This is a genomic window from Levilactobacillus zymae, assembly GCF_032190635.1.
GTDB lineage: Bacteria > Bacillota > Bacilli > Lactobacillales > Lactobacillaceae > Levilactobacillus > Levilactobacillus zymae_A.
Genome location: NZ_JAVLAS010000004.1, coordinates 1 through 21,415, shown reverse-complemented (window position 1 = coordinate 21,415; position 21,415 = coordinate 1). Strand labels below are relative to the sequence as shown.

Below are 21,415 nucleotides of genomic sequence, written 5' to 3'. Positions count from 1 at the left end.
GGACTGCCCACGTCAGGAGGTTTATTACCGCGTGTGGTTCGATTCCACACCAATCACATACACGGTCGTCTCAAACGAGGCGGCCTTTTAGTTTGGAGGAATGGCAATGAGAAACTATCAACGGGACAACTTAATATTCGGCCTGCTGATGGTGCTACTCATCATCGTGTTGGGAGTGTGGCTACATGCGGCACACTGAGTATGGCTACGTTAGCCCAATAGAAAATCACTGCTATCATGACTTAGAGCGCTGGTTGGCTGATAAGAAGAAACGTGAGCGTCGTGCTGATAAGCATGGCGCTTTTAACTTACACAAAGGTGGTGGTGATCATGCCAAGGGTAAGACGCTGTAGACAACCAGGATGCCATACCATGGTTAACTTCCCAGATCACTATTGTCAACAACACTATGAGCATGAAGCAGAGTACCTAGCAAGTCGAGAGCGTTGGGCACGTAGCCACGATAAGCATTACACGCACAAGTACAACACGGTCACACGTAATCGTGATGACACTAAGCGTCAGCAATACAACTTCTACCGTACAAGGCAATGGTCACATCTAAGGAAACAAGTCCTAGAGCGTGACCATTACTTATGTGCTTACTGCAAAGTGCAAGGCGTCATCACACCTGCTAAGACTGCTGATCACATTGTACCCATTGAGTACGACCAATCACTCAAAGCAAACGTTGATAACCTTGCTGTCATCTGTAGTAAGTGTCATAGGCGAAAGACTGATTGGGAACAGCGATACTACGGGACTGGACAAGGTAACGAGTTAAGACAAGTTGCTGAGATTACCGATGTGAGTGCCATTAATGTATTGATAAATAAGGAGAGATGAATGTGGAAACAGTGTATTCGGACTGTAAATTTACGGTGAACGATAACTCATTTGATTATCTGACTGTCCAGTTAAACACGCCTAATTTGCGCTCTAAGGAATAATAGAGCAATCAGGTGTAATGTATCGAGAACTATATAAAAATCACCCCCCGCCCCCTATTAACGGCCGAGAAAAGCGCACACATAACCATCATCTTGTGACGCAAACGTTTTTTTAAAATTTTTAGGTAGGGGGGGTCACTCAATAATGAAAGGATGCAGAGAAAATGAAAAAAGTGGATAAAGACGTCAACAACGGTCAATTAACGCGCACACCGCCAGCTTACTTAGGACGGCAAGCTAAGGTCGTTTGGCGTCGATTAGTGCCTTTTTTAGAGGATAACACCCCAGTTAAACGCATTGATAGCGGGCTTGTGGAACAATATGCTTCCCAATATGAGATTTACCGCAATGCGTATAAACATATCCAGGAAAACGGTGAAGTCCAAGCAATCTATAAAACGTTACAAGATCAGACCGGCAAAAAAATTGGTCGAGACTTCGTGGGCTACAAGCGTAATCCTATGACACAAATTTACGATTCAGCGGTTAAAAATCTGACTAAACTAGGCGCTGAATTGGGACTATCTCCTAAGTCACGTAGTGATTTGCTCAAGTTAAACTTAGATGACCACAAGGATGAGCGAAGCATTGATGAACGTATGCGAGAATTTTTGGGAGGTTAAAAAAGTGAAGCAACACTAGCATTTTCTGTGAAAGGGGGTGATCTTATGAATATTGACCTTACTCAATCACACGATGTGTTAGGAGCATACCGTGGAATTGATGTTAAAAGTATTCGTGACGAATACACAGACGCAGGAACTCAGTACGCCTTAGATGTTTTAGACCAGAAGGTAACTGCTGGTTATTTGATTAAGTTAGCGGCTTTCCGCCATATTCGAGACTTACAACGGCAAGGTAGCGTTGAATTCCCTTTTAATTATTCGGTTAAGAAAGTGGATCAAGTACTTAAATTTGCTTCCATCTGTCCGAACGTTGATACAGGCGAACCAACTAAGCTTATGCCGTGGCAGAAATTCATTATGGCTATGCTAATTGGCTGGCGTAATGATGACGGCGGCAAGCGTTTTTCACGGGCAATTGTTTCAGTTTCCAGAGGCCAGGGTAAAACTTACCTTATGGCTATAATTACGGCTTATAGTTTTTTAATTGAGTCATTGGGACTATCTAACCAAGATTACTTAGTTTCATCTATTAATTACAAACAAACTAGTAAAATTCTGGGCTACATTAAGTCGATGCTGGCAAAGATTGCAACGATTGAGCCGTTTAAAACGCTAATTCAAGATAGTGGATTAGATACTCGTACATTGTCGTCTCAATCTGATCAAGTTGTTATGAGCAGTAACAACAACAAACTGCGAGCAATCAGTCACGAAGCTGGTCAATATGACTAACTAGACTCATTTCACTTTACGACTGCTGTTTTTGATGAAATTGGTGAAGTAAAAACACGGCAGAAGATTTCTAAAATCGTTTCGGGACAAGTTAAGGTGCGCAATAAGCAATTCGTTCAGATTTCAACAGCTTATCCCGATCCAACCGTGCCATTCCATGATGATGAACGTATGATTCAGCAAGCCATGGAACAGGATTACTCACGTGATGCTGATACGTACTTAGGTCTGATTTGGGCCCAAGACAGTTTAGACGAGACGTTTAAGCCTGAAACTTGGGTAAAAAGTAATCCCTTACTTGATCTGCCAAGCCAGTATGAAGTCTTAATGAACGGGCTGACAGATAAGCGTGATTCTGACGCGTTGTCAGGGACAATTAATGACTTCCAGAACAAAAACCTCAACCTTTGGCTGGAGCAATCAGTGGACAGCTTTCTCAAATTACCTGACGTTGAAAAAGCCATTGTGCCATCGTTTAGCTTTGATGATCGTCAAGTCTACATTGGCTTTGACTACTCAATGTTTAGCGATAATACCGCTTTGGCATTCGTGTTTCCCTATCAGGATGCTACAGGCAAGCCACGATGGTTTATTTACCAGCATAGTTTCATTCCGTGGCAGAAAGCCGGCTCGATTGAAGCCAAAGAAAAACAAGATGGCATCAACTATCGTAATTTAGCTAAAAAAGGTTTCTGCACGATTAGCAGTCACCCGCAAGGGCTAATTAATGATGAACAAGTCTATCAGTGGCTGCTTAACTTCGTGGATCGTCACCGGTTAGAGGTGGTCTTTTTTGGCTATGACGCCTGGGGCGCCACACCAGCTATCAAACAGCTAGAGCTTAATTCTGGTTGGCCGTTAGAAGCTATTCGTCAACGAACCAGTGAACTGAAAGACCCAACCAAGTTTTTACAAAAGGTGTTTGTTGAAGGGTCAGTTGACCGACTCGATGATCGAATTATGGAAAAGGCGCTACTGAATGCAGAGATCTATGAAGATAAGATTGGCATTCAGGTTGATAAGGCTAAGGCCACACTGAAAATTGATGTAGTTGATGCGTTAATTGATGCCTTATTCCAAGCCATGTATCACTTTGAAGACTTTTCAGACGTGAACAATCCTGATAAGCAAGTGGAACGTATGAATGAAAAACAAGTTCTTGAATGGTTTAACAATCCAGAGTCGGGGCTGTTAGGAGATGACATTGATGATTTTTAAACGCTTTTTTGCCATGATATGGCACTATTTCGACTTGATATGCTTCGTAAGTGCCTTGATTGTGGCGGATTACGGGGCATTTTTATTTGGCAAGCCTTGGGGTGTCATGGCAGTAGCGGTGACACTTTTTGTAATTGGCTGGCTGTCAGAAGTGATTAACACGTCCCAGAGTAAAGGAGGTGATTAAAAATGCCAGTTTTCAGGCCACCTGAGATTAAGAACCAAGTGCAAAGTGTGCCCGTTGAAGATGACGATATTGTTAATTTCTTAACCCCCAATGGGCAACGCAATTATGTCAGTGCAACAGATGCGTTAAAAAATTCTGATATTTATTCGGTAGTCAGTCAATTATCCGGTGATTTAGCGACGGTACAGCTTAGTGCCAATATGCCACGAGCACAAGGCATATTGAACAATCCCAGCAGCACAGCCAATGGTCATGCGTTCTGGCAATCGATGTTTGCCCAGCTACTGCTAGGCGGTGAATGTTTCGCGTACCGTTGGCGCAATCGCAACGGGTTAGATATGCGTTGGGAATACTTGCGGCCCAGTCAAGTTGAAACGTACTTGTCGGAAGACGGAAGTGGCCTAACTTATACCGTGACGTTTGACGAAACACAATTAGGTGTACGGCAATACGTACCACAGGGCGACATGATTCACATTCGGTTAACTGGTATTAACGGCGGTCAAACAGGTATTAGCCCCTTAGAATCACTAACTAGTGAGTTGCAGATTAAGGACGCTTCCAATGACTTAACCTTAGCTGCTTTAGCGCGTTCTATCAGTGCTCCAGGTGTGCTATCTATTCAGCATGGCGGCCTGTTGAGTGAAAAAATGAAAGCTAGTCGATCACGTAACTTTATGAGGCAGGTCAATAAGTCAAATGGCGGCCCAGTTGTAATTGATGATCTGGAAGAATATAAGCCACTTGAGATGAAGGCTGATGTAACTAAGCTTCTAAGCCAGACTGATTGGACCAGCAAGCAGATTGCCAAAGTATTTGGCATTCCAGACAGTTATCTAAACGGCCAAGGTGATCAGCAAAGTAATATTGATCAGATCAAAGGCATGTACGCCAATGCACTCAACCGTTATATGCAATGTATTGTATCTGAGTTGAACAACAAGCTGAACGCGACTATCACTGCCAATTTACGGCCGGCAATCGATCCATTAGGCGATGCCTTTGCCACGACACTATCTGGATTGGCTAAGGACGGCACAATTGCTAATAACCAAGCGACATGGGTACTGCAACAATTGGGATACTTCCCTGCAGATATGCCAGAAGCTAAAAATCCGGCAACGCAACAAGTTGTGACCCAGTCAGCGGAAGGAGGTGGAAATAACGAAGAAGGTAATGATTAAAGGTGACGTGGTCGACAATGAGACAGCGGCGTTCTATCAATTTTTCGGTATGCCAGCGGTATCACCAGCCGGCGTTTCTGATGTGTTAGATAGCGCTGGTCCTAATGACGATGTAGAAGTTGACATTGCGTCTAACGGTGGCGACGTGTTCGCTGCTAGCGAGATCTACACGATGCTAAAAAACTATCAAGGAAATGTCGCTGTTAATGTGCAAGGCTTAGCTGCTAGTGCTGCTAGTGTGATTGCAATGGCTGGCGACAAAGTCTCTATCTCACCCACAGCACAAATTATGATTCATAAGGCTTGGTCCGGTGTCCAAGGAAACGCGGATGACCTGTCACATGAATCGAATGTACTAGATAGCATTGATCAGTCTATTGTTGCGGCGTATGTTGCTAAGACTGGCATGGACGCTGATGATGTGTTGCAATTAATGGCTAACGAGACTTGGATGACGGCACAAGATGCAGTGGATAAAGGGTTTGCTGATGAGATAATGTTTGTCGATGATAAGCAGCCTCAATTTACCAACTCAGTTTCAGAGATTCCTTCTAAGGCAGCAATCAACAAATTCATGAATCTTATTTCCAAGTCACAACCCAAACCTACACAACCTAAAGAAAGCCAACCTGCTAATGCGTTAATGCAAAGTAAGTTGGCTATTTTGATGGGGAAAAATAAAGAGGAGGCCAACTAATGGCTACGAATATTAATGACTTAAACGATGCCTGGATTGCCCAAGGGCAAAAGGTATCGGATCTGAATGACAAGCTTAATGCTGCCGTTTTAGATGATAAATTTAACAAAGAAGAATTCGAAAACATGACTGCAGAACGTGATAATGCAGTTGCTCGTCGTGACGCCTTACACACACAACTTGAAGAAGAACGTAAGGCGCAAGAAATTGCCAATATGGATGACAAGAATAAGACCCCACTTGATGATAATGAAAAAGACATCAAAGCTGAGTTCATTAAGAACTTCCAAGGCATGATTAAGGGTGACCCCAAAGTTATGAACTTGGTAACTTCTTCTACCGACGAAGGTGGCAATGCGATTGGCTTAACTATTCCTCAAGATATTCAAACGGCAATTAATACGCTGGTTCGCCAATACGATTCATTACAACAGTATGTTAATCGAGAAGCTGTTACAACTCAAACCGGGTCACGAGTTTACGAAAAGTGGACTGACGTGACAGCTTTAGCTGATTTAGATGATGAAACGGCTACCATTGGTGATAATGATGATCCTAAGCTATCCATTATCAAATATACGATCCATCGGTATGCTGGCATTACCACTGCCACTAATTCGTTACTAAAGGATACAGCTGACAACATTTTGGCTTGGCTGTCTCAATGGATTGCTAAGAAGGTTGTTGTTACTCGCAATGCTAAAATCATTGCGGCGATGAACAAGGCGCCAAAGAAGCCGACCTTAGCTAAGTTTGATGACATCATTACGATGATCAACACGGCTGTTGATCCCGCTATCAAGTCTACGTCGTTCTTAATGACGAACACGTCCGGGTTTAACGTGCTGTCAGAAGTTAAGGACGCAATGGGGCGTTACCTATTGCAACCCGATCCAACACAACCTGATCGGTATTTAATCCGTGGCAAGCGGGTTGTAGAGGTAGCTGACAAGTGGTTGCCTAACGTTAAAGCTACGTCAGCAACGGCTTATCCACTTTATTATGGCGATTTGTCGCAAGCAGTAACTTTGTTTGACCGAGAAAGTACTTCCTTATTGACTACCAATATTGGCGGTGGTGCCTTTGAAAAGGACCAAACTAAGATTCGTGTGATTGACCGGTTTGATGTGGAACCAACGGATACCGAAGCTTTTGTTGCTGGTTCATTTGCGGCGATTGCTGACCAACCAGCGAACTTTGCAGCAGGTTCTACAACCACACCTGGTAAATAGTAATTAGTAAGGAGGCGGCTAAATGCCAACACTAGACGATTTAAAACTATCGCTTCGATTAGATAGTGATGCCGATGATAGGCTTTTAAACGGATATTTAAATACGGCTGAGAATTATATTAAACAGGCAGTCGGCACGGAATCGGATGCCTTTTATGATGATGCCAGTGTGATTGATTTGTTTAATACAGCTGTGCTGGCATTGGCCTCGGCCTACTATAATTATCGCAGTTCATTGGTTCCAACCACGGCAATTAGTATTGATCTTCCGGTTGATTCAATCATTGGGCAACTGAGAGGGCTCTATGATCTGAAAATGGAGGCGATCACTGATGACCAAAGCAATTAATCCTTCACGAATGACTTTCCGTATCGCTTTTGGCCATGATGCCGATACTGGCGAGATTAACCCGAATACTGGCACGCCAATTCAACAATTTTCAGCAGATTTCAGCTGTTGGGCGGGCCAGTGGTCGTTGAATGTGCAACAGCAGTTAACCATAGCCGGAGCTGGGATCACTAATGCAGTGGTCTTTTTTATTCGCCATAATCCGGCCGTTAATGAGACGCTGCAAGTTCAACGTGGATCGGATCTGTACAAGATTGACAGTATTGCGGCCGATGACGGCTTACAAAATGAGGGCTTTGACCTAATCACGTGTCATCGGGTGGTGACTAAGCATGGCTAGCTTAGATGAGCAATTACAGCATTACTTTTCACAAGTTAAAAAGAAGGTGCCAAATAAAGCACAGCAACAAGTGATTACTAAGGCTGGCGCTGATCAACTACGGGATAGTTATTTTCAGGCTACCAAGTCTAAACATTATCGTTATGGCCGGGACACGAGCCATGTTAAGCATTTAGCGGATGCAGTGGTTGCTGATGATCACGATGTCGACGGTTATATGACGGGAAACTCAACGGTAGGTTTTGAGAAGGATCCGATTAATCACGCCAGAATCGCGTTATTTCTCAATAATGGAACGGTGCATATTAAAGGCGACCATTTCATTGATACGGCCATTCAGTCAAGCAAAGATAAGGTTTTAGCTGCTGAATATGCCAAGTACAAGGCATTGACGGGTGGTGATCCTCATTAAACTTCCGGTGATTCAAGTTTACGAGATTATCAAAGCAAATAAACCCTCCTGGATAGATGGTTTATATCCAGAAAACATACCGAATACTGTTGACAAAAGTGGTTCAAAGACGTTAGCGCTAATTACTAGTGTTTCTGAACCGCTTTCTGGATATAAAAACGATACTTTTTCTGAGCTTAGCGCGTCAATTCAAGTGCAGATTTTCTTTTCTAAAACAGTTGCGATCAACGTATTAGATGCACAGCTGGAACTGATGAACTTGCTTGATGATAATGGGTGGATTATCGCTACTCGCTACCCCAACGTAGTTGATCCAGATACTGAACAAGTCACAGCCACATTTTCCGTATTTAAAAATATAAAAATAAAAAGAGGTAATTAATTAATGAGTACACATGGTGTAAAAGACGTCACCTTTGGGTTAATTGATTCAGCAGGTGCCCTTATTGCAGATGCTACAAAGGGAATTTCTACCACTGGTATTTACTTGGTGGATGGGGACGCAGAAGGTGCTACCCAAGCTGATGTAACCGGATTGGAAGCCGATGGTACAATCGGTTATGCCAATGACGGCCCTAAGCGAGTGTCGAATGGCTCAATGGAACCTAAAGTTTCCCTCGAGTTCTTGGATATTAACTTTGATATTTTGCAGAAGTTAAAGGGGTTCGTTAACGACGGTAAGGGCGGCTGGACACGTCAACTGCCTAAGCCTCACGTTGCGATGTTAGTCCACTCTCGTTCATATGGTGGTGTGGATATTTATGAAGGGTTTGCCAATGGGCAACTAATCGAAGCTGGTATGAAGCACGGTACCGACAACAACAATGAAACCGATGCTAATACCACACTGACTTACCAAGGATTGGACCCATTGAAGGCTGATGTATTTGGTGGCCAACCATACAAGATCTGGACTAGCGCTGATGAAGGCTTCGATAAAGCGGCCATGATGAGTGAAGTATTCGGTGGATATAAGGCGGCGAGTAGCGTCCCAGCCAAGTAGTCCAACCACAGTAAAACCATAGAACCATTCTAAGTCACTCCTTATGGGGTGGCTTTTTACATAGCCAGTACCTTTGGCAAAAATAAAAATAAGAAGGAAAAAATAAATGAAAATTAATATCAGCAAACTGGGACTAAAGAAAAAATCAGCAGAAGTAAAAACAACGGTAAAGGTTGTCAATGAAGCCACTAATCTTCAAATTTTGATGTTGAAGATGGACAAGATGCAATTGGATTCAGAAGCTGACCCCCTAACTGTCATGGAACAGTCTCAAAAGGCGGTTACAGCCATGACTAGCTTCCTTCAAGCTGTTTTAAAGTTATCAGAAAAAGAATTAGACACGGTAATGAATGCCGTCACTATGGACGAATTGTCAAACTTTATCAGTTATGTATTGGCACGGATTCAAGGATTAACTGATGAACAATGGCAAGAAACCTTGAAAGAAAATGAGGACGAAGAAAGCCCAAAAAAGTAATAGGTCGCCTCAACGTTCTGATTCATGACTTAGAAGATGCCCAAGAAGATCAAGCCTATTTCAAGCAACAGATGATGGCTAATTCTGGGGTATTGCCATCTCAGTTGGACGGGGAAGACTATTACGAACTTATTAAGATCAACCAAGCAAAGCCTAAGGATCAACGTGCTGAGGATCCAATGGCGATGGTAAACAGACTAAGAGGGGGCAATTAATAAATGGCAAAAGTATCAAACACAATGGCAACCGAAGTTAAGCTAGATACTGTCTCAGCGGCCTCTAGTCTGAAAACTCTGAACAACGCTATTAAAGCAACCACTAATGAATGGAAAGCTAATGAGATTAGCTTAAAGTCTGCAAAGGACAGCCTGGGCGCAGCACAAGCTAAATATGAAGGCCTTGGCAAGACCATGCAAGCTTTGCAAGCCAAAATTGATAAGTTGAAAGAGCGTCAAGCAAGCCTTGATACTTCAACGACTAAGGGCAGTGATAACTATGCTCGGCTTTCTAAAGATTTAGCTAATGCTGAGAATAAGATGTCGTCCTTAGCTGCCCAACAAGGCCGTGCCAAAAAATCAGTAGACTATTATCAATCTGGCTTGGCTGACTTGCAAGAACGGTACAAGTCACTCACGTCAGTCTCCAAGTCTTATGTAGAAGCTTTAGAGAATCAAGGAAATAAAGCTCAAGCTGGTAGGGCTAAGCTTAATGGATTGCGGGACTCCTACCGTAACCTTTCGGATCAGTTGAAAATCCAGCAAACTGAGTTAGCCAAGCTTAAGACTAGTTCTGGTGGGGCCAGCGAAGCCTACAATAAGCAACTTGTTCGGGTTAATCAAACAACTGACTCAATGGCTAAGCAGAAAACTGAGATCGGCCGATTAGCCGGTAAGTATGGCACCATGAGTAATGGTATGGCTAAGATGTCAGATAGAGCGGCCAAAGCTAGACACAGGATTGCGAATATTGGTCAAGCATTTAAAGGCGCCGCAATTACGGCCGCAGCTGGTTTAACTAGTTTGGGTGCTGCGACGATTGCTGGTGCTAAAAAGGCCACAAATTTAAACAAGGTGTACCAGGTAAATAAAAACTTGCTGGTTACTTCTGGTGAGAAAGCACGTCAGGCTATTTCCCAAGTCTCTAAGATGCAACGAGATGGCGCTAAATACTCCGTTAAGTATGGGGTAGCCCAGAAAGAGATTGCTGAACAGTACCAAGACTTAATTAAGCGTGGTCATACTGGTGCCGAAGCTATCGCCGTTATGAAGTCAGAATTACAAGCTTCCGTGGCTTCCGGAGACGACTTTAAAGATGTCATTAAGGTTTCTTCACAAGCAATCGAAGCCTTTGGTATAAAGACCAATAACACGGCTAAAATGGTGAAGAATACAAAACGGGTTGTTAATGACTTGGCATATGCTTCGGATGTTACAGCCACAGATTTCCACAGTTTGGGAAAAGGCATGGAATACGTTGGGGACACGGCTAAAAATGCCGGATTTTCAATTGAGCAGACTTCTGCGGCAATGGGGGAGTTGTCTAACCATGGTATGGAAGCTGATAAAGCCGGTACTGGTCTACGTAAGACAATTACTAGCTTGGCGTCCCCAACGAAAACGGCCATGGGTGCCTTAAAAGAGATTGGCATTAAGTCTACCAAAATTTTCCAAGATGCTAAAGGCAACTTAAAGTCTCTACCAGCAATCTTCAAAATTATCGAAGAGCATACCAAGAAGCTTGGTGGTGCTGATAAAGCAGATATCTTTAAGCGAATTTTCGGGCAAACCGGTATGCAGGCGGCTCAGGTACTTACTAAGTACGATGGGTCCCTGAAAAAGTTAACTGATGAAGTTACCAATGCGGGTAAAAAAGGTGAGTACGTCCAAAAATTGGCCAATAAGAACTCGAATAATGCCAAGATGAACGTAGAGCGATTCAAGATGGCTGGCCAACAGCTTGAAATTATGATTGGTTCTAAGCTTTTACCCGTCATTACTAGAGCGGCTCAAGATATGGCTAAAGCCTTCAATAATAAGGATACCCAGAAGGGACTTACTTGGATGATTGGTGGTGTATCCAAGCTTGCTAGTGGATTCCTTAAGATTATCGAGTTTGCTTCCAAACACACCAAAACAATCGCTGCCTTTGCCGTTGCCTTTGGTAGTGTTTTAGCTGTATCAAAGATTGCCAGATTTGTTGCCGCAACTACTGAGGCTATCGGAGTTATCAAGAAACTTACCGCAGTTCAATGGCTACTGAATGTTGCAATGGATGCTAACCCGATTGGAATTGCAGTTGTTGTAATTGGTGCCCTAGGAGCAGCATTTTATGAGGCATACAAGCACATCAAGCCATTCAGAAAATGGGTAAATAAGACGGCAAAATCCGTTGTCCACTTTGGTAAATCAATTGGCAAATGGGCTGGCCATATTGGTAAATCCGTTAAGAATGGTATCAATAGAATTGGTAGAAATTGGAACAAGTTTAAGTCCAGATTCAAGAAGAGTTGGGATAAGCACTGGTCAGCGGTTGGCCGTAAATTAAAGCACTCTTGGAATACCTCTGTACACAATACTAAATCCTTCTTTGGTTCAATGGGAAGACACTTCCATAGTTTCAAGAGGAAATTCAAGAAGAGCTGGGATAAGCACTGGTCAGCGGTTGGCCGTAAATTAAAGCACTCTTGGAATACCTCTGTACACAATACTAAATCCTTCTTTGGTTCAATGGGAAGACACTTCCATAGTTTCAAGAGGAAATTCAAGAAGAGCTGGGATAAGCACTGGTCAGCGGTTGGCCGTAAATTAAAGCACTCTTGGAATACCTCTGTACACAATACTAAATCCTTCTTTGGTTCAATGGGAAGACACTTCCATAGTTTCAAGAGGAAATTCAAGAAGAGCTGGGATAAGCACTGGTCAGCGGTTGGCCGTAAATTAAAGCACTCTTGGAATGCCTCTGTACACAATACTAAATCCTTCTTTGGGTCAATGGGAAGACACTTCCATAGTTTCAGAAAGAGATTCTCACACTCCTGGACTAGCCATTGGAATAAAATGCGGTCCAAGCTTCATTCCTATTGGAACAAGGACTTGAAGCATACCAAGAGATTCGGAACATCTATGGGTCATTGGTTAGGGGCATTCAAAAAGAGTTTTAAAAAAGGATGGACCAGCCTAGTATCTGGCGTTAAGCATATCTTCTCCCACTTGTGGAAAGACCTTAAAAAGCTAGCTTCAAATGGTATGAACGACATGATTAATATCATCAATTCAGGTATCAATCTGGTTGATGGTGTGATTCATACTTTTGGTGGTAAAAAGAAAGCTATTTCCGATATTGGTCATGTACACTTTGCTACTGGTACCGGTGCCTTCTCGGGCACCCGTAGGGCAATCACTAAGCCCACCATGGCGGTGTTAAATGATGGCAATGATTCCCCTGAGACGGGTAATAAAGAGGCTGTATTCCTTCCAAACGGTCAATCTGGTATCGTCCAAGGCAGAAATATCCAAACCATGTTACCAGCCGGTACAGAGGTTCTGAACGCCTCTGAGACCAAGCTATTAATGGACATGCAAGGGATTATCCACTTTGCCAAGGGTAGTTCTAATTGGTTCGGAAGTCTCATGAGTGGTATCGGCTCAGGCATTGGTGATGTATCTGGCTGGCTTGTTAAGAAGGCAACTGGATTGAAGAAGTTCTTCACCACCGCTGAAAAGATTATCGCCCACCCAATTAAGAGTTTGAATTCCATGTTCAATTACACTAAGGCCGGTGCTGGCGTTGTTAAGGATATCACCAAAGGTATGTTCAATAAAGTTAAGAAACAAGCGGGTAATTGGTGGAGCTCACTCTGGTCAATGGTTGATTTAGACGGAGGTTCCTCTAACATCAAGGGCATTAAGTCCCAAGTTGGTTCAGGATTCTTTAAATTTATGGATAAATTAGCCAACATGTTTAGTTCTATTGGAGGTTCAGGTGGAGCTAGTTATGGTGGTGCTTCCATGATTGAAAAGGCCGCTAAAGCTATGCACGTCAACCTCAGCGCTGGAGAACTAGCTACAATTAAGAGCGTTATCATGCACGAATCTGGTGGGAATGCCAAAGTTATTCAAAAAGTTCATGATATTAATTCAGCCAGTGGACACCTAGCCCAAGGATTGCTTCAATTTGTTCCAAGCACTTTCAGTTCTTATGCTGTTAAGGGTCACAAGAATATTCTATCAGCTTACGACCAATTATTAGCAATGTTTAATGACAGCAACTGGCGGAGTGATGTTCATACCGGTGGTTGGGGACCTAGTGGTCACCGTAGATATGCTAATGGTGGTATTAGCCGATTTGAAAAGTTGGCACACATCTCAGAAGGTAACAAGACGGAATCCATCATTCCGTGGGATATTACCAAACGTGCTAGAGCATACCAGATTATGGATTCAACGATGAAAGAGTTCGCTAAGACGGATAAGCCACAACAATCCACTGCCCAATCCGCTCAATCAACCGATTTATCAGAATTGATTAAGCAAGGAAAAGAAATTATCGGATTGATGGCTGAATTAATCTCTGGCCAACAGAATCCAATGCCAGCTATTGTATCTGCTAACGATGTTTACAGTGGTTATAACCGAGTAAAAACGAGAAAAAGTTTAAGTAAAAACTTAGGAAGGGGAAATGTAAATGGCATTCAATGATGTTAACACATTTGATTATGCCTTCGATGAGAATGGTACCGGTGGTTTCAACTCCGACAAGGATTTGGAAGTTCTGGTCAACCATGTCTCCAAGCCAATTGCCCCAACGATAACCGAATCCTTCCAAGACGTCCCTGGGCGATATGGGGGCGTTTTTTTAGGCAATTCATATGGGGAAAAACAGATAGATATTCCGATTACCATGTACCCCACTGACCGGGAAGATTACAACCGGATACTGAACAATCTGTCTAATGCCCTCATTAATACCCATGATGATGCTGATACTCAGTACCCATTAAGGTTCAACGACCAGCCAGAGGTAGTCTATTATGGCCACTTTACCGCCATTCCTACCCCAACATTTATCAACGAAGGGGTTCAGGATTGTACCACTACACTAACGTTCATGCTGGCTGACCCACGAGGATTCTTACCTCAACGGGATATTAATATCACCAGTAATGATCAGATTATTTCACCAGCTGGCAATACCACTGTTCAACCAGTGATTCACATTATCCCCAAGACTGATCTGTACTATTTTGGTTACACCTTGGGAGACCAATATGTAGCAGTTGGTTACCATGTTGACGATGGCTCAACGGTTACTGATGCTAACGGTCATATCACTAGCTTAACGCCTCACCAAGAATTGCAGGTACACGACCCTTGCAACTCGATGAGTACATGGTTTCAAGCTGGTCAGGGTACCCAAGAAATTAAGGTATATCGTGGGGAAAATGATGGTAAAGCAACGGCTACAGCCTCATCATTAATGGTCGCCAAGGATAGTAAAGGCCATTACAACTGGGGTACAACTGGCAAGCACAAAGACTTTTACGGTCCCGTTATTATCCACCAAGGTATTCCCAAGATTAGCAATTATTGGAAGGTATCCATGCGGTTTCATCATGTCAAACGAATGAAAAACATGCGGGCCATGGGTAAGGTTGAAGGCTATCTGCTGGATGCTAATGGCAATGTATGTGGACGAATGGGTATTGACGATTATGCACATGGCCGGTATCCCCGTGGTTACATTCAGCTGGGAAGTTCCTTCAATGCTACCAATGATAGGGGCAAGTACCTCACCCTTTTATACAACGAGGGTGGACGCAAAGTTAATGGGCAAAATCATCATGATGTAAAGGTCCATTTAACTAAGAAGGTCACGGTTAAGACTATTTCTAAGGCTAAGAAAAAGGCAACTAAGAAAAAGTCTGGTGGAAAGAGTAAATCTACCAAGGTTTCCAAGCCAACGGTTAGGACTAAGTCCAAAACCATTAAGACTTATGTCATGGAGACAACGTACATGAACAAGGACGCTTACTCAGACTTCTTCGGTGAGTTCTCATTGGAACGTCAGAAGAAGACCATTGGTGGCAAGGTGTATGACAACTGGGTGGCTGAGATTAACGAATGGGACCCTGTCCGCGGAGTAGCTTATAGTCCAAACAATACTAACAGGGTCCACATTCACACGGAGAAGTTAGACAAGTCAGGCAAGTTTGGATTTGCTTTGGCTAATGTAGCGGCCACATTCATGAAGCATGATATTAAAGAAGACTTGGTTAAACCACCAGTTGGATATTATTCTGACTTTGAAACGCTGACTGACCTCAAAATATACACTTCTGATGGTAGCGATGACCCTGATGATATTCCTCATGTGATTGCTCATGCTGGTGAAGAAATCATAATAGATTCAGCTGATAATACAGTCACAGTGGATGGAAGAAATGTTGATAAGTATGTCTCATGGCTATCTACCTTCCCTTCGATTGAAGGTGATGTAAGTCAAGAGATGCACTTCACTCCTGACCCAGCCAATGCAGATATAACGTTGGAGTACAAGCCAGCCGTCAAATAATTAAATAGAAAGGAGTTAAGACGTGTGTACGTCATTCTTGATAAGAACCTCAAACGAGTCGCCACCTTAGATACGACAACCGATACAAATATTTTTTGGGGTGAGACTATTCAGCAACAATTGGCCGATGATAATTCTTCAAACGACAGTATTGCCGAAGCCAGTCTAGCTAATACGTCTGACCCCAACGCTAATTCTAAGAGTTGGAATGATACCTTTACCGGTCTCACTATGGTAGCAGACAGTCCAGCGGCTCAATATCTTAGAGTAGGCAATCACTTAGCAGCTTATGACCAAGCTAATGACCGCTGGCGAGTGTACCGAATATATACCGTTGATGAGACCATGGATAACACCTCTGGAACTAACCTTATTTCAGCTGATGCTATTAACCTCTTAATATGGCGACTGGGGAAAACAATTCCCACTAAAAAAGAGATTAAAGAGTGTACCTTACCCGCGGCTATGAACTGGATTATTGCTGGCACTGGGATAACGCTGGTCAATAATGCAACTTCTGGACTACTTTCAAATTTTTCCATTGATGGTGAGTCATCTTCTCAAGCTTTGTTTCAAACAATACTGACGACTTACGATTGTGAAGCTGATGGATACGTGAAATTAGATAGTTCTGGGATTGTGGTTGATACCATTCTGGAATTATCCGATCAGCGTGGTCAGAATACCGGTAGACGAATCACTTACGGTGACAACATGCTGTCCATTAAACGAGAGACGGTCGATACTACCTTGATTACCAAACTGTACGTCTATGGTTCCGGTGGAGCTTCAATCAGTACAGCTAAAGGTAACGGTGGTCGTAACTTTGTCACTGATGCCTCTGCGAACTCCCTGTACAACAACGACGCCAACACTTGGTTAGAAGGTAGCATTACCAGTTCTACGGTCAGTGAACCCGATGCCTTACTATCATTGGGATTGAAGACACTCAGACTATATAACCACCCGCGGGTCAATTATTCCGTAGATGTAACCAGCGATTTTGATGCCCAATTAGGCGATACCATTAAGGTAATCGACCTGACAATGTCCCCAGTATTAACTTTGCAAGCCAGAGTTATTCAACGGACGACTTCTGAAAGTGACCCAACTCAGAATAAGGTAGTCATTGGTGAGTTCAGTACGGTTACAGTTGTTACTCCCAATTTCATCAAGAATATGGAACAGCGGTGGAATGACCATGTAGCCAAGCTGTTTGAAGACGCTAAAAAGAACCAAAATGCTGCTAGTATCAGCTTAATTACCCCACTGGGTCAATCATGGACGAATACTGAGACCAGTAAAAGGGTAATCGCAAGGTTATTCATAGAAGGTGAGAATGTTACCTCCTTCTTGTCAGCCGCGGCTTTTCACTGGGAGTATATCCAACAAGACGGTACCCACAATCTAACGTGGGAAGCAGACCATGCTAAGGACGGCTATGAAGCCACCATTGTTCCCCCATTCGTTGGTAGCTTAGTGGTATCAATTGACGATTCATTCGTTAAAGATGAATCAGAAATGTGGATAGATACCGGTACTAATGCTGATGGTACCTTCAATAAACTGTGGGAGACAACTGACGGTAACCCTGACGAGTTTGGCAACAACCATGTTGGGGCATTACAATTCTCGTACGTTATGAGCAATGGTGAGGTACTTGCCAGTTACGCGTACAGGGGGAAGGAAAATCAGTCCAATTTAAGTGATTGCCAATACCTACATTGGAGTGCTAAGGGGGTACTAATTGATTCCATGATTGTACAAGGTGGTCAACATGGTTCTTCCTTTGGTTATGATGAAGCCAACAACCTGATTTACTCCCAGATTAAGGATTTGAACGGGGGAAAGAAATGGTTAGCAACCTTCCCATACACCCCTCATGCCGTGATTAATAGTGGTTCCAGTATGGTTACAAAATGGTGTGAGATGGAAACATACGTCCGGCCTAACGTTGACCTTACCAATGGATTATGGATTGGAAGTCAGATGGATGGCACGGTAGAAGTATGTAATATCTCCGACTTAAAAACCGGTAATTATTTCCCCATTATTCGCTTCAAATTGCAGGACTTCGGCTGGAATCCGGTACCAAGTGGGGTCACCAACGATGGCACATATAATACGATTCAAGCCAACTCAATTGCATACCCATACGCCTTCTTTACCGCTGGGGACGTCAATAATAAGGATGACCGACTAGTCATGTGTATCAATCTCATTACCCAGTCAGTCATTTTTAATTATCAAATTGAACCTTCACAGGATATTCAATTGTCTGTACCAATTGAATATGGTGGTCACTTTGAACCAGAAGGGATATACCCGGACTTAGCGCATGACCAGTTAATAATCGGCTTCAACGTCAGCGAGTACCGAGACGCGGCTCATAGCGTCATGATTAGTCACTCTGGCTTATGGTCAATTCCAATCGGTATCCGTGACGATAGCAAGGACTTAGCCGTCACTTACCCAGCTGAAGATGAGGGTGAAAACACCGAGGCAGAAGAACCAGTGGTAATCCCTGACGATACTGACGACTCAGATAGTGCCAGTGATGACGATTCTGCTTTCAATATTGATGACGGTGAGACTTATCAGGAGGTGGTTGAAGGATGATTATTGCAACGGGTTCAGTTGATATTAACGAAGCAACTAAGTTAGCCCAAGACGCTAAAAAGGCTGGTCAGGATGCAAGTGACAATTTGAAAAAGGTATCAGGAAACTTTGATACCATGCTTAACGACAAAATTACTCAATCAATATACGATCCTGGTCAAGTAGAAGATACCAACAATCATCAAAAAGGAGACCTTTGGATAGTGACGGATTCATCGGGTTATACCGGGACCGCCACGGGAATGTATATATATGATGGGACGACTTGGCAAAATAAAAGGTGGGACCAGCAGGCACTAAGCGTTAAACAGTTGTCTGCTTTAACAGCAAATTTAGGTACTGTTAATTCCGGTACACTAAATTCTGTTGAGGTTTTTGCCAAAAATCTAACGCTTGATGTTGGATCAGATTCAGGTGATGGGACTACAGGAGAATTTGATGGTGATGCCGGTCATAATCCTCGAACTTGGAGTGGCAAGGTGTCACAAGGCATGGGTGTTAATTTTAATCATGGCTTAATGCACATGAATGCCCAAAATAATAATAATGGACACTATGATGCAACTTATATTGGTCCAAATGATATTAAAGTTAGAGAAACCTCCCAACTTGACCCAAGTTCTGAACTATTTAGACGTGTTGATATTGATTCGACTGGAATAGTTATTGGTACCACGTGGAACGACATCAAACAAACCCACCTTAATTCTGATGGCGAGGTATTCGTCGGTGGAGAACTCAATTCGTTAGATGGGATTAAAGCGGGTGGCCGAAACGATGGCTACAAACACAATTGTAGTATTTCCCCAACTTCAGGCGGTGTCATCTATTTTCATAATAAAGCTGATAACACTATCGACATTCATGCCGGGGATATCGTATCACATGGGCACACCATTAAAAGTACACTTTCAAGTAAACGTAGTATATCTGATATTTCAACAGCTGCTGCGTTAGCAAAAATTAATGCTACTAACATTAAGCGGTGGCAATATAAAGATGATGACAATAGCAAGATTCATGTTGGTCCAATTATTGATGACGTCAATGAACTTGGTAATAAACAATATAGCGTACCTATTGATTTGATTACTCAAGTGGGGGACGAAACAGGATTCAATGAATCTAATGCACTTTCAATGACTATGGCCGCACTGCAAGAATTGTCTAAGAGGAACGACCAGTTGTCTCAACGAGTTACCCAACTTGAAAGGAAGGTTAACAATGCTAAATAGTTTATTTACAAGTTTAAATACAGATGGCTCAACTCATATTAAATACACTTACACTTTTACAAAAACGCAACATATCATTTATGGTGAATTTGATGCGTCTCAAGAAGATACGGCAAAAGCCCAGCAAGCGGCAAAAGATACTGATTCATGGGCTGGATTCAAACAACTGGTCTTAACACGATTAAAAACTGAAGCCACGAATGCCCTAGGAGGCGGTACCAGTGAGTAAGGAACTGTACTTCAATGACGGTAACAATGAGGTTAAATACCTAGATACCACAGCCAGTTTCAACTTGGCGATTACCCAAGACGGTTCAGCATTCGACCTAACTAATGCTAAAACAATTGATGTAAAAGTTGCCAACGATACCGGATATGTATTCGATAAGTCGATTGATATGGCTACAATTAAGCAACCATTAGCCGGATTGGTTACCATGCCGGTTGATGCCGAGGTTATGAATGCCCTAGTACCCGATGACTATCTGATTGAAGTCTGGGTGACCTTATCCAGTCTGATTACTCCCGGTAGTCAAGAAGGCTTAACTGATGATGGCTCAACCGCCGATACCACTACCTCAACAACTGATACGACCACTTACACTGCCATTTTTCCGAGTGGTGACCCCCAAGGCTTTACCATCACGGATAATTTGATGAGTGCTACTCAAAATTAGGAGGAAAAATAATGTTCAAAGAAATTACAGATGTGTTCAATTGGCTTAATAATGCGGGAGTATTCGCCTTCTTAATGGTGTTAATTCCCGCTGTTTATAAGCTGGTAAAGCCACTCTTAACTCGTAAGGTTCAGACGGAGAAGAATACCCACGTCAAGCAAGGCTTAGAATTTGGCTTAAACTTGGCGAATACCATTGTTCCAGAAATGGCGGTTATGGCTGGCTTATCTCTGTCTGACCGGAAGAAGGAAGCAATCCGCTTCGTTAACTCCCAGTTGACAGACAACGGTTTCGACTTAGACGTTCAAACTATCTCAGGACTGGTTGAGAAGGCCTACCAAGCTTACAAGGTGGCCGGTGGGGATAATCATGCCCCAGTAGTTACCCCAGCACCAACGGAGGTCATGACCCCATCAGAAGGGACTGACAGCAATGACTAATAAAATTGTTGATCTATCCTCGTACCAATCCGATTCCTTGGCTTACATGAAGCGGCTCAAGAAGTGGGGAGCAAAAGGTATTATTGTCAAGTTAACCGAAGGTACGGGGTATCTCAATCCCAAGGCTGGCAACCAGATTGCCAATGGATTCAAAGTATTCGATACCGTTGGGGTTTACCACTTCTTCCACGGTCGAGGAACGGCTGAAGCTAAATACTTTCTATCATGGGTGAAGAAGATGGGATTAGATAAGTCCACGGTACTTGCCATTGATGTTGAAGCACCCGATTTACCCCGGAAGACGACCAGTCAGGTTAATGTCTTCCTTCGGTACCTGATTAGTCACGGGTACAAGAATGTGGTTACGTACGGATCAGGTAGCTGGTTCAATGCTGGCCGAATTAATCGGTCCCAGTTAGTAAATAAGACAATCTGGGTGGCGGCTTATGGTGTCAGTCAACCGGGG

21 protein-coding genes and 1 pseudogene are annotated in these 21,415 nt (G+C 43.1%); all 22 read left to right on the top strand.

Going from position 1 to position 21,415, the window contains the following annotated elements; genetic code table 11:
- Nucleotides 1-185 precede the first annotated feature (185 nt).
- A complete protein-coding gene (locus tag RI501_RS13190) occupies nucleotides 186-353 on the top strand; it encodes a hypothetical protein (RefSeq protein ID WP_313823505.1) in 168 nt (55 codons plus the stop codon).
- Nucleotides 331-846 (top strand): HNH endonuclease, encoded by a 516-nt coding sequence (locus RI501_RS13185; protein WP_313823503.1) that lies wholly within the window; start codon nucleotides 331-333, stop codon nucleotides 844-846. Before RI501_RS13190 ends, RI501_RS13185 begins: the two co-directional genes overlap by 23 nt.
- Nucleotides 847-1,114: 268 nt before the next feature.
- The gene (locus RI501_RS13180) at nucleotides 1,115-1,573 is read left to right on the top strand and encodes a phage terminase small subunit P27 family (RefSeq protein WP_313823501.1); all 459 of its coding nucleotides are present in this window, start codon (nucleotides 1,115-1,117) and stop codon (nucleotides 1,571-1,573) included.
- 45 nt (nucleotides 1,574-1,618) lie between these two features.
- A pseudogene (locus tag RI501_RS13175) lies at nucleotides 1,619-3,526 on the top strand (terminase large subunit).
- Nucleotides 3,516-3,713 (top strand): DUF1056 family protein, encoded by a 198-nt coding sequence (locus tag RI501_RS13170; RefSeq protein WP_270320916.1) that lies wholly within the window; start codon nucleotides 3,516-3,518, stop codon nucleotides 3,711-3,713. The pseudogene RI501_RS13175 and the gene RI501_RS13170 overlap by 11 nt, the downstream one beginning before the upstream one ends.
- 2 nt (nucleotides 3,714-3,715) lie before the next feature.
- Nucleotides 3,716-4,897, top strand: coding sequence for a phage portal protein (locus RI501_RS13165; RefSeq protein WP_313823494.1), 1,182 nt, complete (start codon nucleotides 3,716-3,718; stop codon nucleotides 4,895-4,897).
- A complete protein-coding gene (locus RI501_RS13160; protein WP_396442540.1) occupies nucleotides 4,875-5,594 on the top strand; it encodes a head maturation protease, ClpP-related in 720 nt (239 codons plus the stop codon). The genes RI501_RS13165 and RI501_RS13160 overlap by 23 nt, the downstream gene beginning before the upstream one ends.
- Complete coding sequence (locus RI501_RS13155) at nucleotides 5,594-6,826, top strand: phage major capsid protein (RefSeq protein ID WP_313823489.1); 1,233 nt, start codon at nucleotides 5,594-5,596, stop codon at nucleotides 6,824-6,826. Before RI501_RS13160 ends, RI501_RS13155 begins: the two co-directional genes overlap by 1 nt.
- A 22-nt stretch (nucleotides 6,827-6,848) precedes the next feature.
- On the top strand, nucleotides 6,849-7,175 hold the full coding sequence (locus tag RI501_RS13150) for a head-tail connector protein (RefSeq protein ID WP_313823487.1): 327 nt from the start codon (nucleotides 6,849-6,851) through the stop codon (nucleotides 7,173-7,175).
- Nucleotides 7,159-7,515, top strand: coding sequence for a phage head closure protein (locus tag RI501_RS13145; RefSeq protein WP_208873558.1), 357 nt, complete (start codon nucleotides 7,159-7,161; stop codon nucleotides 7,513-7,515). Before RI501_RS13150 ends, RI501_RS13145 begins: the two co-directional genes overlap by 17 nt.
- On the top strand, nucleotides 7,508-7,927 hold the full coding sequence (locus RI501_RS13140; RefSeq protein WP_313823483.1) for an HK97-gp10 family putative phage morphogenesis protein: 420 nt from the start codon (nucleotides 7,508-7,510) through the stop codon (nucleotides 7,925-7,927). Before RI501_RS13145 ends, RI501_RS13140 begins: the two co-directional genes overlap by 8 nt.
- Nucleotides 7,911-8,309 carry a DUF806 family protein gene (locus RI501_RS13135; RefSeq protein ID WP_313823481.1) on the top strand — a complete coding sequence of 133 codons (399 nt, stop codon included), beginning with the start codon at nucleotides 7,911-7,913 and terminating at the stop codon, nucleotides 8,307-8,309. The genes RI501_RS13140 and RI501_RS13135 overlap by 17 nt, the downstream gene beginning before the upstream one ends.
- Before the next feature lie 3 nt (nucleotides 8,310-8,312).
- Entirely contained in the window at nucleotides 8,313-8,930 is a 618-nt protein-coding gene (locus RI501_RS13130) for a phage tail protein (RefSeq protein ID WP_313823479.1), read from the top strand.
- Between the two features lie 106 nt (nucleotides 8,931-9,036).
- Complete coding sequence (locus tag RI501_RS13125) at nucleotides 9,037-9,408, top strand: phage tail tube assembly chaperone (RefSeq protein WP_313823477.1); 372 nt, start codon at nucleotides 9,037-9,039, stop codon at nucleotides 9,406-9,408.
- A 218-nt stretch (nucleotides 9,409-9,626) separates the two neighbouring features.
- On the top strand, nucleotides 9,627-14,105 hold the full coding sequence (locus tag RI501_RS13120) for a phage tail tape measure protein (RefSeq protein WP_313823475.1): 4,479 nt from the start codon (nucleotides 9,627-9,629) through the stop codon (nucleotides 14,103-14,105).
- Nucleotides 14,092-15,978 (top strand): distal tail protein Dit, encoded by a 1,887-nt coding sequence (locus tag RI501_RS13115; protein WP_313823473.1) that lies wholly within the window; start codon nucleotides 14,092-14,094, stop codon nucleotides 15,976-15,978. The genes RI501_RS13120 and RI501_RS13115 overlap by 14 nt, the downstream gene beginning before the upstream one ends.
- A gap of 24 nt (nucleotides 15,979-16,002) precedes the next feature.
- Complete coding sequence (locus tag RI501_RS13110; RefSeq protein ID WP_313823471.1) at nucleotides 16,003-18,597, top strand: phage tail spike protein; 2,595 nt, start codon at nucleotides 16,003-16,005, stop codon at nucleotides 18,595-18,597.
- Nucleotides 18,594-19,832 (top strand): tail fiber domain-containing protein, encoded by a 1,239-nt coding sequence (locus tag RI501_RS13105; RefSeq protein WP_313823469.1) that lies wholly within the window; start codon nucleotides 18,594-18,596, stop codon nucleotides 19,830-19,832. The genes RI501_RS13110 and RI501_RS13105 overlap by 4 nt, the downstream gene beginning before the upstream one ends.
- A complete protein-coding gene (locus RI501_RS13100) occupies nucleotides 19,822-20,061 on the top strand; it encodes a hypothetical protein (protein WP_313823467.1) in 240 nt (79 codons plus the stop codon). Before RI501_RS13105 ends, RI501_RS13100 begins: the two co-directional genes overlap by 11 nt.
- On the top strand, nucleotides 20,054-20,509 hold the full coding sequence (locus RI501_RS13095; RefSeq protein WP_313823465.1) for a hypothetical protein: 456 nt from the start codon (nucleotides 20,054-20,056) through the stop codon (nucleotides 20,507-20,509). The genes RI501_RS13100 and RI501_RS13095 overlap by 8 nt, the downstream gene beginning before the upstream one ends.
- Before the next feature lie 11 nt (nucleotides 20,510-20,520).
- Nucleotides 20,521-20,949 carry a hypothetical protein gene (locus RI501_RS13090; RefSeq protein WP_313823463.1) on the top strand — a complete coding sequence of 143 codons (429 nt, stop codon included), beginning with the start codon at nucleotides 20,521-20,523 and terminating at the stop codon, nucleotides 20,947-20,949.
- Nucleotides 20,942-21,415: GH25 family lysozyme (locus RI501_RS13085; RefSeq protein WP_313823461.1), on the top strand; the 474-nt coding region annotated here is incomplete at its 3' end. The genes RI501_RS13090 and RI501_RS13085, both read left to right, overlap by 8 nt.

Coding starts and splice junctions, on each gene's coding strand:
- RI501_RS13155 (WP_313823489.1), top strand. CDS start 5,594: ATGGCTACGAATATTAATGACTTAAACGATGCCTGGATTGCCCAAGGG.
- RI501_RS13130 (WP_313823479.1), top strand. CDS start 8,313: ATGAGTACACATGGTGTAAAAGACGTCACCTTTGGGTTAATTGATTCA.
- RI501_RS13090 (WP_313823463.1), top strand. CDS start 20,521: ATGTTCAAAGAAATTACAGATGTGTTCAATTGGCTTAATAATGCGGGA.
- RI501_RS13185 (WP_313823503.1), top strand. CDS start 331: ATGCCAAGGGTAAGACGCTGTAGACAACCAGGATGCCATACCATGGTT.
- RI501_RS13165 (WP_313823494.1), top strand. CDS start 3,716: ATGCCAGTTTTCAGGCCACCTGAGATTAAGAACCAAGTGCAAAGTGTG.
- RI501_RS13190 (WP_313823505.1), top strand. CDS start 186: ATGCGGCACACTGAGTATGGCTACGTTAGCCCAATAGAAAATCACTGC.
- RI501_RS13115 (WP_313823473.1), top strand. CDS start 14,092: ATGGCATTCAATGATGTTAACACATTTGATTATGCCTTCGATGAGAAT.
- RI501_RS13180 (WP_313823501.1), top strand. CDS start 1,115: ATGAAAAAAGTGGATAAAGACGTCAACAACGGTCAATTAACGCGCACA.
- RI501_RS13120 (WP_313823475.1), top strand. CDS start 9,627: ATGGCAAAAGTATCAAACACAATGGCAACCGAAGTTAAGCTAGATACT.
- RI501_RS13145 (WP_208873558.1), top strand. CDS start 7,159: ATGACCAAAGCAATTAATCCTTCACGAATGACTTTCCGTATCGCTTTT.
- RI501_RS13170 (WP_270320916.1), top strand. CDS start 3,516: ATGATTTTTAAACGCTTTTTTGCCATGATATGGCACTATTTCGACTTG.
- RI501_RS13140 (WP_313823483.1), top strand. CDS start 7,508: ATGGCTAGCTTAGATGAGCAATTACAGCATTACTTTTCACAAGTTAAA.
- RI501_RS13125 (WP_313823477.1), top strand. CDS start 9,037: ATGAAAATTAATATCAGCAAACTGGGACTAAAGAAAAAATCAGCAGAA.
- RI501_RS13150 (WP_313823487.1), top strand. CDS start 6,849: ATGCCAACACTAGACGATTTAAAACTATCGCTTCGATTAGATAGTGAT.
- RI501_RS13100 (WP_313823467.1), top strand. CDS start 19,822: ATGCTAAATAGTTTATTTACAAGTTTAAATACAGATGGCTCAACTCAT.
- RI501_RS13105 (WP_313823469.1), top strand. CDS start 18,594: ATGATTATTGCAACGGGTTCAGTTGATATTAACGAAGCAACTAAGTTA.